Source organism: Sphingobium phenoxybenzoativorans (assembly GCF_018286635.1).
Lineage (GTDB): Bacteria > Pseudomonadota > Alphaproteobacteria > Sphingomonadales > Sphingomonadaceae > Sphingobium > Sphingobium phenoxybenzoativorans.
In genome coordinates, this window is record NZ_CP073910.1 from 2,583,767 (window position 1) to 2,597,855 (window position 14,089).

At 64.0% G+C, this 14,089-nt stretch carries 18 protein-coding genes and 2 tRNA genes; 10 read left to right on the forward strand and 10 right to left on the reverse strand.

Going from position 1 to position 14,089, the window contains the following annotated elements:
- The first annotated feature begins 25 nt into the window (after positions 1 to 25).
- The 5 genes from KFK14_RS12590 to KFK14_RS12610 all read left to right on the forward strand — a co-directional run bounded on the left by KFK14_RS12590 (position 26) and on the right by KFK14_RS12610 (position 1,842).
- Positions 26 to 235: a hypothetical protein gene (locus KFK14_RS12590; protein WP_212607883.1), complete on the forward strand. Its 210-nt coding sequence runs from the start codon at positions 26 to 28 to the stop codon at positions 233 to 235.
- The gene (locus tag KFK14_RS12595) at positions 228 to 572 is read left to right on the forward strand and encodes a cell division protein ZapA (protein WP_212607884.1); all 345 of its coding nucleotides are present in this window, start codon (positions 228 to 230) and stop codon (positions 570 to 572) included. Before KFK14_RS12590 ends, KFK14_RS12595 begins: the two co-directional genes overlap by 8 nt.
- Positions 573 to 778: 206 nt before the next feature.
- Positions 779 to 1,348 (forward strand): 5-formyltetrahydrofolate cyclo-ligase, encoded by a 570-nt coding sequence (locus tag KFK14_RS12600; RefSeq protein ID WP_246524619.1) that lies wholly within the window; start codon positions 779 to 781, stop codon positions 1,346 to 1,348.
- Complete coding sequence (locus KFK14_RS12605; protein WP_212607885.1) at positions 1,345 to 1,581, forward strand: DUF2842 domain-containing protein; 237 nt, start codon at positions 1,345 to 1,347, stop codon at positions 1,579 to 1,581. The genes KFK14_RS12600 and KFK14_RS12605 overlap by 4 nt, the downstream gene beginning before the upstream one ends.
- A 108-nt stretch (positions 1,582 to 1,689) precedes the next feature.
- Positions 1,690 to 1,842 carry a hypothetical protein gene (locus KFK14_RS12610; protein ID WP_212607886.1) on the forward strand — a complete coding sequence of 51 codons (153 nt, stop codon included), beginning with the start codon at positions 1,690 to 1,692 and terminating at the stop codon, positions 1,840 to 1,842.
- A gap of 133 nt (positions 1,843 to 1,975) precedes the next feature.
- Here the strand turns inward: KFK14_RS12610 and KFK14_RS12615 are convergent.
- Together KFK14_RS12615 and KFK14_RS12620 are read right to left on the reverse strand one after the other, a co-directional pair.
- Positions 1,976 to 2,052: transfer RNA gene (locus tag KFK14_RS12615), tRNA-Asp, on the reverse strand.
- Between the two features lie 43 nt (positions 2,053 to 2,095).
- Positions 2,096 to 3,265: an AI-2E family transporter gene (locus tag KFK14_RS12620; protein WP_070153564.1), complete on the reverse strand. Its 1,170-nt coding sequence runs from the start codon at positions 3,263 to 3,265 to the stop codon at positions 2,096 to 2,098.
- Positions 3,266 to 3,464: 199 nt separating this feature from the next.
- Here KFK14_RS12620 and KFK14_RS12625 point away from each other — a divergent pair, with 199 nt between their 5' ends.
- From KFK14_RS12625 to KFK14_RS12635, 3 genes are all read left to right on the forward strand, one after another.
- Complete coding sequence (locus KFK14_RS12625; protein WP_212607887.1) at positions 3,465 to 3,935, forward strand: hypothetical protein; 471 nt, start codon at positions 3,465 to 3,467, stop codon at positions 3,933 to 3,935.
- 188 nt (positions 3,936 to 4,123) lie between these two features.
- Entirely contained in the window at positions 4,124 to 5,599 is a 1,476-nt protein-coding gene (locus KFK14_RS12630) for a glycerol kinase (protein ID WP_212607888.1), read from the forward strand.
- Between the two features lie 57 nt (positions 5,600 to 5,656).
- Entirely contained in the window at positions 5,657 to 5,956 is a 300-nt protein-coding gene (locus KFK14_RS12635; RefSeq protein ID WP_212607889.1) for a GIY-YIG nuclease family protein, read from the forward strand.
- Positions 5,957 to 6,029: 73 nt separating this feature from the next.
- Here the strand turns inward: KFK14_RS12635 and KFK14_RS12640 are convergent, their stop codons facing one another.
- The 8 genes from KFK14_RS12640 to thyA all read right to left on the reverse strand — a co-directional run bounded on the left by KFK14_RS12640 (position 6,030) and on the right by thyA (position 13,369).
- Positions 6,030 to 6,551 (reverse strand): SRPBCC family protein, encoded by a 522-nt coding sequence (locus KFK14_RS12640; RefSeq protein WP_212607890.1) that lies wholly within the window; start codon positions 6,549 to 6,551, stop codon positions 6,030 to 6,032.
- Complete coding sequence (locus tag KFK14_RS12645) at positions 6,544 to 7,011, reverse strand: SRPBCC family protein (protein ID WP_212607891.1); 468 nt, start codon at positions 7,009 to 7,011, stop codon at positions 6,544 to 6,546. The genes KFK14_RS12640 and KFK14_RS12645 overlap by 8 nt, the downstream gene beginning before the upstream one ends.
- A complete protein-coding gene (locus KFK14_RS12650; protein ID WP_212607892.1) occupies positions 7,008 to 7,319 on the reverse strand; it encodes an ArsR/SmtB family transcription factor in 312 nt (103 codons plus the stop codon). Before KFK14_RS12650 ends, KFK14_RS12645 begins: the two co-directional genes overlap by 4 nt.
- Before the next feature lie 256 nt (positions 7,320 to 7,575).
- A complete protein-coding gene (locus KFK14_RS12655; protein WP_212607893.1) occupies positions 7,576 to 8,241 on the reverse strand; it encodes a hypothetical protein in 666 nt (221 codons plus the stop codon).
- A gap of 231 nt (positions 8,242 to 8,472) precedes the next feature.
- Complete coding sequence (locus tag KFK14_RS12660; protein ID WP_212607894.1) at positions 8,473 to 9,780, reverse strand: dihydrolipoamide acetyltransferase family protein; 1,308 nt, start codon at positions 9,778 to 9,780, stop codon at positions 8,473 to 8,475.
- A 5-nt stretch (positions 9,781 to 9,785) separates the two neighbouring features.
- Positions 9,786 to 10,790 carry an alpha-ketoacid dehydrogenase subunit beta gene (locus KFK14_RS12665; protein ID WP_212611142.1) on the reverse strand — a complete coding sequence of 335 codons (1,005 nt, stop codon included), beginning with the start codon at positions 10,788 to 10,790 and terminating at the stop codon, positions 9,786 to 9,788.
- Between the two features lie 198 nt (positions 10,791 to 10,988).
- Positions 10,989 to 12,290, reverse strand: coding sequence for a 3-methyl-2-oxobutanoate dehydrogenase (2-methylpropanoyl-transferring) subunit alpha (locus tag KFK14_RS12670; protein ID WP_212607895.1), 1,302 nt, complete (start codon positions 12,288 to 12,290; stop codon positions 10,989 to 10,991).
- A gap of 128 nt (positions 12,291 to 12,418) precedes the next feature.
- Positions 12,419 to 13,369, reverse strand: coding sequence for a thymidylate synthase (thyA, locus tag KFK14_RS12675; protein ID WP_212607896.1), 951 nt, complete (start codon positions 13,367 to 13,369; stop codon positions 12,419 to 12,421).
- A gap of 140 nt (positions 13,370 to 13,509) precedes the next feature.
- Here thyA and KFK14_RS12680 point away from each other — a divergent pair, with 140 nt between their 5' ends.
- Positions 13,510 to 13,866, forward strand: coding sequence for a JAB domain-containing protein (locus KFK14_RS12680; protein WP_212607897.1), 357 nt, complete (start codon positions 13,510 to 13,512; stop codon positions 13,864 to 13,866).
- Positions 13,867 to 13,967: 101 nt separating this feature from the next.
- Positions 13,968 to 14,044: transfer RNA gene (locus KFK14_RS12685), tRNA-Pro, on the forward strand.
- The last annotated feature ends 45 nt before the right edge of the window (positions 14,045 to 14,089 follow it).

A 14,089-nucleotide genomic window follows, 5' to 3' on the forward strand; every position in this document is an offset into this window, starting at 1 on the left:
CGGAACTTCCTGCTATGCATGGTTAATGGCGAGTGACCGACTGACCGATGCGATCGCAAGGATGGACGCTGTTCTTGGCAGGCTGGAGGCGTTTGCCGCCGCGCCGCGCGCGCCGGACGTGTCCCCGGCCCAGGCTCCCACGCCGAAGGCGATGAACGACGACAGCCGCGCCCGCGCGGTCGAGGCGCTCAAATCCCTGGATTCCCTGATCGCGGAGATGAAGGCCCGTGGCTGATGTCGAGATCGGCGTCGGCGGCCGCCGTTACGCCATGTATTGCCGCGATGGCGACGAAGCCCATCTGGAGCGCCTCGCCGCGCTTGTGGATGTAAAGGTCGCGCAGGCGGCAAAGGCCGCGCCCGGTCTTACCGAGGTCCGCCAATTGCTGTTCGCCGCGATCTTCCTGGCGGACGAGCTTGAGGAACTGCGCCGGGGCGGCTCTGCCAGCGCCGCCGCTCCTGCGCCGTCGTCCCCCCAATCCAATGACGAACCGGCGGCCAGGGCGATGGAATCTCTCGCTGAAAGGCTGGAGGCATTGGCGCAAAGGCTTGTGCCGGAGGCCGCAGCGTCCTAGATTGGCGATGGCGGGTACTGCCTGGTACGAGCTTTTGCGAACATCCCTGAGGCGATATCAAATCCACGGGGGCTGTCCCTGACCGGACCCTGGTCCGACTTACATGGTCCCCACCTGACGTTGAGGCGTCAGAGGATCTTCCAGCAAACGGCCGAGGTGGTCCCGTCACCCTTCCCGGCTCCAGACCGATCGCGAGAGCCATTATCTTGACCGACAAGCAGGCATTGCGGGACATAGCGCGGCAAAGGCGGCGCAATTTCGTCGCTTCGCTCGATCCGCTGGCGCACCGGCTGGCGTTCAAGGCGCTTCCCTCCCCCTTCGCCCGCATGATCGCGGATGCAGAGACCGTGGCCCTTTATGTCCCGCTGGACGATGAGGCCCCGGTGCTCCGTCTCGCTGCGGCGTTGACGGACATGGGCAAGACATTGTGCCTCCCGCGCGTGATCGACAGGCTGGGCGGCATGGAGTTTCTGCGCTGGCGCAAAGAGGATCAGCTTTACCCCGGCCCCTTCGGCACCAGCCACCCGGAACCGGGAATCGGCCCGGTCGCGCCGGATGCGATCATCGCCCCGCTGCTTGGCTTCGACCGGCGGATGAATCGGCTGGGTCAGGGCGGCGGCTATTATGACCGGGCCTTCGCCCGTCACCCGGAGGCGTTGCGGATCGGCATCGCCTGGTCGATCCAGGAATATGAGGAAGTCCCGGCCGATGTCTGGGATCTGCCGCTGCAGGCGATATTGACCGAAGTCGAATTTATCGAGGAAGTGACGGCATGACCAGCGGACCACAGTCCTCCGGGCCGCAACCGAGCTGGCGCAAACCCGCCGGCATGTTCCTCATCCTGCTGCTCATCACGCTATGGGCCGTGATCATCGGCAGCCTCTCGCCCTGGATCGGCCAGTTGCACGCGCTGCTGCAGGGCGTCATCTACATCATAGCGGGCATAGTCTGGATATTGCCGCTCAAGCCCCTGCTGTCATGGATGGAAACCGGCCGCTGGCGGCCCTGACCCGATCGCCGCGGCGATGCGCCCCGTCCTGCGGCGCAAATCTTTTGCTTTCCCAATCGTTCATGATAAAGGTTAACGATAAACAGACCGCTTTTAGCGAGGATGCAGATGTTCGTTACCCGCCGTCCCCCGATCAAAGGCAATAAGCCAGTGCCCAGCCCGGCGCGGGCAAGCACCGGCGGGGCGGGAGAGGCCATCATATTCATTCTTGCCGCTCTGGGCGCGGTCGGCGGCCTGGGCTACATCTTCACCCAACTCTGACATCAGCCGCCGCGCGGAATGCGGCGCATGGGTCAGCGTGTCCACGCCATAAGAGCCTGCGCGGCCGCTTCATCAAATCTGTAAGATAAATCCCGTATTTTGATCGGCTTCTGGCGGCGATCAGGCCGGGAAATGGCGCGAGTGACGGGACTTGAACCCGCGACCTCCGGCGTGACAGGCCGGCGCTCTAACCAACTGAGCTACACCCGCGTTCGGTGTGGAAGCGCGCAGGTATAAGAGGCGACCGGCACTGTCAACCGTCCTGTTCGGGCCTTGTCGCTTTATCCTGATGTTCGCCCCTGTGCGGCGCGGTCAGCGTGCCCTGCTCGAACAGGAAACCGGCGATATCCGGCTTTCCTGCGGCCGCCAGCACGGTCTGGATGATGATGAGCAGCGGCACGGCGAGCAATGCGCCAGGCGTGCCCCACACCCATCCCCAGAAGCTCAGGGACACGAGAATCAGCAGCGGGTTCATCGTCAGGCGGCGGCCAAGCACCAGCGGCGTGATCGCATTCGCCTCGACCAGGTGAAAGCCCACCTGCACGGCGGCGGGCAGCAGGGCCACCCACACATCGTTGAACACCATAAGTCCCGCCAGCGCCAGCAGCGTCGCCGCCAGGATCGGCCCGAAATAGGGAACGAAGTTCAGCAGGGCGACGATGCCGCCCCACATCAGCGGTGAGGGCATGCCGATCAGGTACAGCGCCAGCGCCACCGACAGGCCCAGGCTGATATTGATCGTGGCGATCGTCATCACATAGGCCGATGTCGCATCGACGACATTCTGGATGACGCGGGCGATCGCCAGCGAATCGTCGAAGCTCGCCCGCCCGCGGATCGTGCGCTTGCGCAGGGAGGTCCAGCCGGACAGGAAGAAATAGATCACCAGCAGGGCGAAGAACATCTGGATGATCGCCGACGGGGCGGAGGTCGCGGCGAACTGCAGCAGGGACCGGGGCGCATCGACCGCGGCGGTCTGCGCGGCGGCAACCGGGCCGGACGCCAGCATCTGCACCGTCTCGTCGATGAATTTCTGAAGCTGCGAGTAAATGTCGATCACCGGCGCCAGATTCGCCTGTATCTGCGGGATGCGCTCCGGCAGGATGCGGAACCAGTCGGTCGCCGGCACCACGATCAGCACCAGCGCTGTATTCGCCACCAGCAGGAAGGTGATCAGCGCGATCAGCGCCGCCAGCGGCGAGGGCATGCCCCGGCCCTCCATCCATTCCAGGAACGGCACCAGGGCGATGGCGATGACCAGTGCGGCGGTCAGCGGCAGGAAGAACTCGGCGCCCGCCTTCAGGACGAACGGCAAGGCAAAGGCCAGCCCGACGCCGATGAACAGCGCCAGCGCCGCAAGCAGGCGGTCGCGCCGCTGGTCTATCTCCTGCCGGTCATCCCAACCGCCATTATCCTGCTTCACGTCGCTTCCGTTTCCCCTGCGTTCAAAATTCTCGCGCCCAAATGTTCACCTTTTGCACCCGCGCCTTGTGCGCCCGCGCGGGGCCGCTGGCAAGAGCGTCCTCCCTATATTTCACGCTATGGCTAACAGGCCGTTAACCAAATCTTGGGAAACCGGCCGATAGGTGTGCTGCCGTACCGAACGGAAACGGAACAGGCATATGCACCGCTGGACTATCCTCGCCGCCTCTCTCGTCACGCTGGCCCATCCGGCCGCCGCGCTGGCGCAGCAGCCGGTCACGCTCTCCTCCAATGTCTTTGTCGAAAAGGTCAGCAACGACCTGAATGGCGGGGAACGCCGCGTGCTCGCCGCGCCGGGGCAGCTTGGCCAGGGCGACAGGCTGGTGTTCGTCCTGCGCTATCGCAATGACGGGCCGGCGCCGGTCAGCCGCTTCGCCGTCACCAATCCCGTGCCGCAGTCGGTCCGCATCGACACCGCGCGGCAGGACATGCAGGTGTCCGTGGATGGCGGCCGCAACTGGGGCCGGCTGGACACGCTGCAGCTCCGCACCCCCTTTGGCGGCACCCGCCGCGCCACGGCCGATGACATCACCCATGTCCGCTGGACCGTGAACAGCCCGGTCTCCCCCGGCGCGACCGGCCAGATCGCCTATCGCGGGGTCGTGCGGTAAGCTTCCCATACCAACAGAAACTCCCCCGTTCGTCCTGAGCGAAGTCGAAGGACTGCCCTTCCACACCTGGCCATTTCCCACCCCCGTTCGTCTCGAACGGATGAAGGTGCATTTTTCCAAGGGCTTTGCCTCCGCCCGATACCACCCTATCCTCCCCAAGGGTTGAGGATCGGAAGGGCAAGACATCCATGAATGACGGACTGCTGCTGGTCCTGGACGAAGGCACCACCTCCACGCGGGCGATGCTGTTCGACCCCGCCGGAAACTGCCTTTCCACCGCCCAGTCCAGCATCGCCCAGCATTATCCCGCCTCCGGCCTTGTCGAACAGGACGCCGCCGAAATCTGGGACAAGACGCTCGCCTGCGCCCGGCAGGTCGTCGGCGAGGCGCAAGACCCGCCCCAAATCCGCGCGCTCGGCATCACCAACCAGCGCGAAACCATTGTTTTCTGGGACAGGAACACGGGCCAGCCGCTCGCCCCCGCGATCGTCTGGCAGGACCGGCGCACCGCCGACGCCTGTAACACGCTGCGCGACGCAGGCCATGAACCCATGCTGCGCGCCCGCACCGGCCTGCTGCTCGACCCCTATTTCTCCGCCAGCAAGATTCGCTGGGCGCTCGACCACTGGCCCGCGCTCAGGGATGCGGGAGATCGCCTCGCCGTCGGCACGATGGAAAGCTATCTCATCCACCGCCTGACCGGCGGCCTGCACATCAGCGACGCCACCAACGCCTCCCGCACGGCCCTGATGGATATTCACAAGGGCGGATGGGACGATGATCTGCTCGCCCTGTTCGGCGTGGATCGCCGCCTGTTGCCGGAAATCACGGACAGCCATGGCCGGTTCGGAACGGTCGACCCCAGCCATTTCGGCCTCCCCCTCCCCATTTGCGGCCTGGCGGGCGATCAGCAGGCCGCCGCCATCGGCCAGAACTGCCTGACCCCCGGCCAGTCGAAGGCGACCTATGGCACCGGCGCGTTCGTCATCGCGCCGACCGGCGCGACGGCGGTGGACAGCAATAACCGCCTTCTCTCCACCATCGCCCGGCAGGCGGGGGGAGAACGGCATTACGCCCTGGAAGGCTCCATCTTCGTGGCGGGCAGCCTGATCCAGTGGCTGCGCGATTCCCTGGGCCTGCTCGGCACGGCCGCGGAAACGGCGGAGCTGGCCCAAAGCGTGCCGGACAATGGCGGCGTCTATCTGATCCCGGCCATGACGGGCCTTGGCGCGCCGCACTGGCGGCCCGATGTGCGCGGCGTCCTGTCCGGCCTCAGCTTCGGCGCAGGCCGCGCGCACATCGCCCGCGCGGCGCTGGAGGCGATGGCCTACCAGACCCACGATCTGCAGGCCGCCTTCGCCGCCGATGGCACGCCCTGGACGGAATTGCGCATTGACGGCGGCATGGCCGCGAATGACTGGATGGCGCAGGACATTGCCGGCATATTGGACATGCCCGTCACCCGCCCCGCCTTCGTCGAAACCACCGCCAAGGGCGCCGCCATGCTCGCCGCTGTCGGCGCGGGCCTGTTCCCGGCGCTGGAGGACGCCTGCGAAGCGATGGCGGGACCGAGCGAACGGTTCGTCCCCGCGCTTGACGAGGAAACGAGAGCGAAGCGTCTGGCGGGCTGGGATGAGGCGTTGGCGGGGGTGTTGAGAGGCTAACTCCCACATCCGTCACCCCGGGCTTGACCCGGGGTCCCGCTTTTCTAGACTTGAACGATGGCGGGAACAAAGCAAGGCGGTTGGGTCTACATGATGGCTGACCGGTACCGCGGCACACTTTATGTTGGCGTTACGTCAGATCTTGCTTCCCGCATTCATCAGCACCGCACTGGATCAGGTTTTGATTTCTGCGGAAGATACAGCCTCTACCGACTGGTTTGGGCGGAACGCGGCGAAAACATCGTGGATTGCATCGAACAGGAAAAACGCCTCAAGCGTTGGCGTCGCCAGTGGAAATTCGACCTGATTGAGCGCAGCAACCCTGACTGGCGGGATATGTTCGAATTGCTAAACTGAGAGCAGCGGGACCCCGGCTCAGGGCCGGGGTGACAAGAGGAGAAATGGCGGTAATTTGGCCCTATCCGGCCCCCTACCCCAGCACCCCCTTCACCGCCGCCTCGGACCGCGCGTGCAGCGCCCAGAAATCGCGCACCTTCTCCCCGGAAAGCACGCCCTGCAGCACCGCCAGATGCGAATGCCATCCGCCGCCGAAATTCGCCATCGGCCCCGGCCCGCTGATGCCGCTATGGGTCAGGACCAGCCGGGTGCGTTCGCCCTCCGGGAACAGCCTGAACTCCGCCACGCCTTCCTTGCCGCCGTCCCATGTGAACGCCAGCAGCCGGGGGGCATCGAACTGCTCCACCGTCTCCCGCCCCACCGCGCCCTTGCTCGCGGCATATTTCGCCGGATAGGGCACATCGTCGGCCGACAGAGTGTCATGATCGAACAGCAGCTCGACAGTCCCGCCCACGCATGGCTCCATGGGTCCGCCCGCAAACCACTGGCCGCGCAGCTCCGCGTCCGTCAGGTAACGCCACACCGTTTCGACCGGCGCGTCCAATATCCGTTCGAACCGGATGGTGTCCGCGCCGATGCGTTCGATCTCAACCATGTCCATTCTCCAATAGCGTAGCCAGCGACCCAAGGATCATCGTCCAGCCCTTGCGGGTCTGCGCCTCATAGGCGGCCCATTGCGGGTCCATCTCATGCGTCAAAGTCAGGACGCATCCGCCCCCGTCAGCGGGCGCGATCGCGATCGACACCCGCGTCCATTCTTCTTCGCCGGAGGGGTCGGCGCGAAACAGGAAGACCAGCCGCTCCGGCCTGTCGATCACCTCATAGCGGCCATAATGATGCGCATCGCCGCTCCCTCCGTTCCCGCCGGGCCGCCGCTCTACAATCTCGAAACCGCCGCCCACGCGCGCATCGATCTCCACCTTCACCATCTCCCCGCCCGGCGTCGCGAACAGAAAGCGTCCCGCCATTGCGGGATCGAGCCAGGCGTCGAACACTCGCTCCGGCGCAGCGGCGAAGGCGCGCGTGACGGTCAAGATCACGGGGGCCTCGCTCATGCCTTCGGCTCCTTGTCAGCGGCGAGCAGAGCATCCAGCCGGTCGAGGCTGACCGTCCAGAACCGCTCCCATTGCGCGATCCAGCGCTCCGCCTCCGCCAGCGGTTCCGGCTGCAGGCTGCACATCTGCGTGCGGCCCACCTTGCGCCGCGACACCAGCCCCGCCCGCTCCAGCATCTTCACATGTTTGGATGCCCCGGCGAAGGACATGGCATAGGGCTGCGCCAGTTCGCCGATGCTCCGCTCGCCAAGCGCCAGCGCCGCCAGCATGCCGCGCCGGGTGGGATCGGCCAGGGCCATGAAGGTCATGTCGAGTCGTTCAACCATATGGTTTAATATTATGGATTGGCGGGAAAAAGTCAACCGATCGGTTTACTATTTATCCTGCGCCTCTTGGCCTGTCCGCCTATCCGCCAAATCCGTTCGTTTTGAGCCTGTCGAAAAGCCTTCACACCGGTTCCCGGTGCGCTCGAAATGCACGGGGAGGGCGTATCTTTGGCCATGCCGTTCATACCGAAGCTGCCGCAGATATCAGCCCCGATAGGCCGGACCAGTCCCGCGCCGCCTATCGCGCTGACAATTCCTGCCGCCCTTCCTTGCGCCAGGCCGCCAGCCGCACCTGATACACCGCATAGGCGTCGTAAAACTCCAGGAAAGGCGCCTCCAGGCTGACGATCGCTTCCGGCGCATAGGCGCTCAACTCGGACGATTTCCGCGCATTGACGACCCTTCCCACCGCAATCGCCCGGTCGCAGAACCTCTCCTGCACCGGCGGCAGCGCGAAGAAATTATAGACGCGCGTGTTCAACCGGTCGCGCGCGTCCACGCCCTTCGATCCAAGGCGCTCCCTATATTCCGCGTCGACGGCCTTGTTGGCTTTGGCCAGGACCGTCTTATGCGCGTTAAGGAACTGATTATATTGCACGCGCGCAGCATCTTGCTTCAGGCAGGACAGCGCCGCGACATTCAACGCCATGCGGACATGCCACAGCGTCGCCGCTTCGCTCAATTCCCGGTTCGGGGTGATCCGCTGGCCGTCCTTGCCGACGGCCGGGATGGTCATGCCCGCCGTTGCGCCCATGGGCGGCCTTGGCATGGATGAGGGCTTGGCGGCTGGTTTGGAGACGCTGGCGATCGGCTTTCGTTTGCCGCCTGCGCATCCGGCGAGCAAACCCGCCGTAACCGCCACAGCGATACAATGCCTGACAATGGGCCTGATAATGGCGTCCATGGAATAAGCCCCCTCTCCCGCTGGGCCTATTCATAACATTATGGTTAATTTAATTAGTTAATGATTCCATCATCTTATCGTAAAAGCGACTCGGATCACCGCTTTCGCGATATATATGCGAAGGCGTGTGTTGGATTTTCCTGCCAAACCCTTGAACCGCCACGATTAAACCGGCTTGAAAAAAGCCAGATACCGTCGCGTTCCTCATCGCATTTGTTGGGCGCAATGCGTTTAGTCGGCGAACAAAAGGACCGGCGTTTCCAGCAGCTTGCGGATCGCCTGAACGAAACTCGCGGCGTCCCATCCGTCCACGACCCTATGATCGCAACTGATTGACAGGTTCATCAGCTTCGCCGCCACGATCTCGCCATCCTTGATCACTGGCCGCTCAATCACCCGGTTGGGGCCTATGATCGCCACTTCCGGCCGGTTGATGACCGGCGTCGTCGCTACGCCGCCCAGCGGCCCCAGCGAAGTCAGCGTCAGGGTGGAGCCGGACAATTCCTCCGACTTCGCCTTGCCGCTCCGCGCCGCCTCGGCCAGCCGGACGATCTCGCTGGCCAATTGCCAGACATTGCGGTTCTGCGCGTCGCGGATCACCGGCACCATCAGGCCCGCATCGGTCTGCGTCGCCATGCCCAGATGCACCGCCCCATGCCGCGTCACCACGCCCGCCTCGTCATCATAGCGGGCATTGATCATCGGGAAGCCGGGCAACGCCTTGCAGATCGCGACGATCAGCAGCGGCAACATGGTCAGCTTCGGCCGGTCGCCCCGGTTCGCGTTCAGGTCCGCCCGCATCGCCTCCAGGTCGGTGACGTCGATCTCCTCGACATAGGTGAAATGCGGGATATTCCGCTTGGACGCTGCCATATTCTCGGCGATCCGTCGCCGCATGCCAATGACCTTGATCGCCTCGTCAGGCCGGGTCGCCGATCGTCCGGCAGGCCGGTATCCCTCGCCCGCGCCATAGAGCAGATAGGCGTCCAGATCGGCATGGCGGATGCGCCCGTCGGCGGTGCGCACCTGCGCCAGATCAACGCCCAGCGCCTTCGCCCGCGCCCGGACGGCCGGGGAAGCGAGGACTTTGACGCTCTCCTCTCCGTTCGGGCTGAGCTTGTCGAAGCCCTGCCCTTTCTCTTCCACAACAGTCGAAGCCAAGGGCAGCCCTTCGACAGGCTCAGGGCGAACGGGAGGGGGAACAGCAATCTGCTCAACCCCCGGATTCTCCGCCTCCAGAACATCTTCCTCAACCGCAGGCGATTCAACCGGTGCGGGCGGCGCGACCTCCCCCTCGCCTTCCGTCTCGATCACCACCAGCATCCCGCCAATGGCGATCTGGTCGCCCGGCTCGCCGGCCAATTCGACCACCGTCCCGGCGACCGGCGATTCCATCTCGACGGTGGCCTTGTCGGTCATCATGTCGGCGAGCGGCTGGTCCTCCTCGACCGTATCGCCCAGCTTCACATGCCAGCCGACAATCTCCGCCTCGGATATGCCTTCGCCAATGTCGGGAAGGCGGAACGTGAAACGCGCCATGCTGGTCAGTCCTTCAAAATCTTGGCTATGGCCTCGCGGATGCGGATCGGCCCCGGAAAATACGCCCATTCAAGGCTGTGCGGGTAAGGCGTGTCGAAACCGGTCACGCGCTCGATGGGCGCCTCCAGATGGTGGAAGCACCGCTCCTGCACCAGCGCCGACAGCTCCGCCCCGAACCCGCCGGTCCGCGTCGCCTCATGGACGATCAGGCAGCGGCCGGTTTTCCTGACGGACGCCTCTATCGCCTCGATATCCAGCGGCACCAAAGTCCGCAGGTCGATGATTTCCGCGTCGATATCCGCTTCCGCCACCGTGCTGGCGACGACATGCACCATCGTACCGTAGCAGAGGATGGTCAGCGCCTCGCCCTCGCGCACCGTGCGCGCCTTGCCCAGCGGTATCCGGTAATATCCCTCCGGCACCTGCGCATCGGCATGCCCGGCCCAGCTTTTGGCGGGCCGGTCGTAATGGCCGTCAAACGGGCCGTTATAGATGCGCTTGGGTTCGAAAAAGAGCGTCGGATCATTATCCTCGATCGCCGCGATCAACAGGCCCTTGGCGTCGTGAGGCGTGGACGGGATCACCGTCTTTATGCCCGATACATGGGTGAAGATGCCTTCCGGGCTTTGGCTGTGCGTCTGCCCGCCGAAAATGCCCCCGCCAAAAGGCGAGCGCACCGTCATCGGCGCGATAAACTCGCCCGCCGACCGATAGCGCAGCCGCGCCGCCTCGCTGACAAGCTGGTCCAACGCCGGATAGATGTAATCGGCGAACTGAATCTCCGGCACTGGCCGCAATCCATAGGCCCCCATGCCGACTGCGACGCCAATGATGCCGCATTCGGTGATCGGCGTGTCGAACACCCGGTTCTTGCCATATTTTGCCTGCAGCCCCGCCGTCGCGCGGAACACGCCCCCGAAAAAGCCGACATCCTCGCCCATGACGACGACGTCGGGGTCGCGGCCCATCATCACGTCCAGGGCGCTGTTGATCGCCTGGATCATGTTCATCTGTTTGGCATCGCCCGGCCCTACGGTCTCGGTTCCCGCGCCGGGGACGACTTCTGAAACAACCTCAGCCATGACGACCATACTCCACCCCACAGGCCGTCACCCCTGCGAAGGCAGGGGTCCCGCTTCCTTGGCTGCGCCGGAACAGTAGCAAGATCCTTGCCTTCGCCGGGATGACGGAATGAATGTGCGGCATGCTCATAGCCCGGCCGCCTTCTTTTCGTCGATCGCCTGCTGAAGCTGCTCCTTCAGGTGCCAGGGCATCTCCTCGAACACATCCTCGAACATGGTTTCGAACGGCTGATGCATGCCATGGCCCAATATGCCGTTCTTCTCGGCCTCGCGGGCGGCATCCTTCACCATGCTGGCCAGTTCCGCGTCCATCGCGGCGTGCCGCTCCTCGTCCCAGATACCCAGGCCAATGCAATGCTGCTTCAGCCGCGCGATCGGGTCGCCCAGCGGCCAGTGGCTGCCCTCGTCGGCGGAGCGATACTGGCCCGGATCGTCGGAGGTGCTGTGCCCCTCCACCCGATAGGTGAAATGCTCGATCAGCGTCGGTCCCGCATTACTGCGCGCCCGGTCCGCCGCCCAGCGGGTCGCAGCGTAGACGGCCAGCGCGTCATTGCCGTCAATCCGCAGCCCGGCGATGCCATAGCCCACGGCCCGCGCCGCGAAGGTGGTCGATTCGGCCCCGGCGAAACCCGAAAAGCTGCTGATCGCCCACTGGTTGTTCACGACATTCAGGATCACCGGCGCCCGATAAACGCTGGCGAAGGTGCAGGCGGAATGGAAGTCGCCCTCCGCCGTCGACCCTTCGCCGCACCAGGTCGCCGCGATCCGCGTATCCCCCCGCGCCGCACTGGCCATCGCCCAGCCGACCGCCTGCGGATATTGCGTGGTCAGGTTGCCGGAAATGGAGAAAAAGCCTGCTTCCCGGACCGAATACATGATCGGCAACTGCCGTCCGCGCATCCGGTCGGCCTTGTTCGAATAAATCTGGTTCATCATATCGACGATGGACCAGTCGCGCGCAATGAGCAGGCCCTGCTGACGATAGCTGGGAAAGCACATGTCATCACGGTCGAGCGCCATGGCCGCCGCAACCGCAACCGCCTCCTCGCCCGTGCACTTCATGTAGAAGCTGGTCTTGCCCTGCCGCTGCGCCCGGAACATCCGTTCGTCGAACGCACGGGTCAGCGCCATCGCCCTCAACATTTTCAATAGGGTTTCGGGCGGCAGGTTGGGGTTCCACGCGCCAACGGCATTGCCGCCCTCATCCAGCACGCGGACCAGGCCATAGGCCATGTCGCGCATATCCCCGGCTGCGCTCGTCTCGTCGGGTCGTGGAGCCGCATCTGCGGCGGGAATGTCGAACCCGGAAAAATCGGCCTGATCGCCCGGCCGGAAATGCGGCTCCGGCACATAGAGGCTCAACGGCGGCAGATTGCGCCCCGCACGATCCCCTGCTGTCCGATCTCCGGCTCCGTTTCGCTCAGCCATCCCAGCTCCAGTCAATGCATCGTAATATTGTTACCCTATAGCGTTATCATATTACAGACGTAGGAAAAGGCAAGTTTTGCTGACCTATCTGACTTTGCCTCCCGTCATTTTCCCTTTGCCGTTCCAGCCTAGACCGCGACCGGCGCTGCGATATGGCCCTGCGGCGCATAGTCCAGCACCTCGAAATCCTCGATCGCATAATCGAAAATGCTCGAAGGCCTGCGATTGATCCGCAGGCGGGGCGCGCCGGAGGGAACCCGCGCAATCTGCGCCTCCACCAGATCCGCATGGTTGAGATAGAGATGAACGTCGCCGCCGCTCCACACCACCTCGCCCGGCTCCAGGTCGCATTGCTGCGCCAGCATGCGGGTCAGCATGGAAAGGCCGAAGATATTGAATGCGAAGCCCAGCCCAAGGTCGCAACTGCGCTGGAACAGCATGCCGGAAAGCTTCCCGTTCGCCACATGGAATTGATAGGTCATGTGGCAGGGCGGAAGCGCCATCCCCGCCAGTTCCGCGACATTCCAGCCGGTGAACAGCAACCGGCGCGATCCGGGATTGGTGCGGATCGCCTGCACCAGTTCGGCGATCTGATTATATCCCTGCTCCGCGCGGCGGAACAGACCTTCTCCCGCCGGTTCATAACGCGGCCAGTTCACCCACTGCGCGCCATAGACGGGACCAAGGTCGCCCCAGCGGGTCGCGAAAGCCTCATCGTCGATGATCCGCCGTTCGAACGCATCGCGATCTATATCCTCGCCCGTTTCCCGGCGATAACTGTCCAGCGGCCAGTCCGTCCAGATATGGACCCCCTGCTCCACCAGCGGCCGGATATTCGTATTGCCCGTCAGGAACCACAGCATCTCCCGCGCGGCGGCCTTCCAGTAGACCCGCTTGGTGGTGAGCAGAGGAATTGCGTCGTCCGCCAGGGAAAAACGCATGGTCGCCCCCAGAATGGACCGCGTACCCACGCCCGTTCGGTCGACCCTCTCATCGCCATGCAGCCATATATGACGCATCAGGTCGAGATATTGTTGCTCATAATGGGGCGTTTGCCGGGCGTGCGAGTCTGCGATCATGACGCCGTTCTAGACGAGCGCGGGCGGCAGACCAAGCAGCGCGGACCTCCCTCCGAAATGGACAAGCATGATGCCGGTTGCCTCCATAACGGAGAAAGGCAGCGTGGCGCACGGACCACGCTTGCAGCCAAAATCCCCCCATGCGCTCCGATGAAGCCCTGCCGACGCTGGCGCCAGCGGCGACCGATAATGAACAAGCTCTGGTGATTTTCATCGACGAGGCATGCAGTCCGGTTCACCTCCTGCCGCTCCGAGGCCATCCGGGGCATGTCGCGCTTCCCATGCGGACGATCGTTGAGGAGGCGCTGGTCAGGCAGTGCCGCTTCCTGCTGCTCTACCATGGCCATGGCGCTGGCGATCCCTCGCCCAGCCCGGACGATATCCTGACGACGCGCTTGCTCTGCCGTTTGCTGAAACCCCTGCATATCCGTCTGGCCGACCACGTCATATATGCCGGAAAAAGGCGATTCAGCTTTCGCCAGTCGGGGCTGTTATAGGTCCCTGCAATAAACCCGGCCGGGACGCTTGCAACATCCAGACCCCGACTCTATAGACCGCCGCCTGCCTGCCGGACCCGCACATGCGATTCCGGCTCGGTCGGGGAGTAGCTCAGCCTGGTAGAGCACTGTCTTCGGGAGGCAGGGGCCGGAGGTTCGAATCCTCTCTCCCCGACCATTTTCTGCTCTGTTGATCACTGATTTCATTAGATATTCCCTGATG

Bases quoted from the DNA above. Each gene is read 5' to 3' on its own strand.
- KFK14_RS12590 (WP_212607883.1), top strand. From the start codon at position 26: ATGGCGAGTGACCGACTGACCGATGCGATCGCAAGGATGGACGCTGTT.
- KFK14_RS12605 (WP_212607885.1), top strand. From the start codon at position 1,345: ATGACCAGCGGACCACAGTCCTCCGGGCCGCAACCGAGCTGGCGCAAA.
- KFK14_RS12610 (WP_212607886.1), top strand. From the start codon at position 1,690: ATGTTCGTTACCCGCCGTCCCCCGATCAAAGGCAATAAGCCAGTGCCC.
- KFK14_RS12625 (WP_212607887.1), top strand. From the start codon at position 3,465: ATGCACCGCTGGACTATCCTCGCCGCCTCTCTCGTCACGCTGGCCCAT.
- KFK14_RS12630 (WP_212607888.1), top strand. From the start codon at position 4,124: ATGAATGACGGACTGCTGCTGGTCCTGGACGAAGGCACCACCTCCACG.
- KFK14_RS12635 (WP_212607889.1), top strand. From the start codon at position 5,657: ATGGCGGGAACAAAGCAAGGCGGTTGGGTCTACATGATGGCTGACCGG.
- KFK14_RS12640 (WP_212607890.1), bottom strand. From the start codon at position 6,551: ATGGTTGAGATCGAACGCATCGGCGCGGACACCATCCGGTTCGAACGG.
- KFK14_RS12645 (WP_212607891.1), bottom strand. From the start codon at position 7,011: ATGAGCGAGGCCCCCGTGATCTTGACCGTCACGCGCGCCTTCGCCGCT.
- KFK14_RS12650 (WP_212607892.1), bottom strand. From the start codon at position 7,319: ATGACCTTCATGGCCCTGGCCGATCCCACCCGGCGCGGCATGCTGGCG.
- KFK14_RS12655 (WP_212607893.1), bottom strand. From the start codon at position 8,241: ATGGACGCCATTATCAGGCCCATTGTCAGGCATTGTATCGCTGTGGCG.
- KFK14_RS12660 (WP_212607894.1), bottom strand. From the start codon at position 9,780: ATGGCGCGTTTCACGTTCCGCCTTCCCGACATTGGCGAAGGCATATCC.
- KFK14_RS12665 (WP_212611142.1), bottom strand. From the start codon at position 10,790: ATGAACATGATCCAGGCGATCAACAGCGCCCTGGACGTGATGATGGGC.
- KFK14_RS12670 (WP_212607895.1), bottom strand. From the start codon at position 12,290: ATGGCTGAGCGAAACGGAGCCGGAGATCGGACAGCAGGGGATCGTGCG.
- thyA (WP_212607896.1), bottom strand. From the start codon at position 13,369: ATGATCGCAGACTCGCACGCCCGGCAAACGCCCCATTATGAGCAACAA.
- KFK14_RS12680 (WP_212607897.1), top strand. From the start codon at position 13,510: ATGCGCTCCGATGAAGCCCTGCCGACGCTGGCGCCAGCGGCGACCGAT.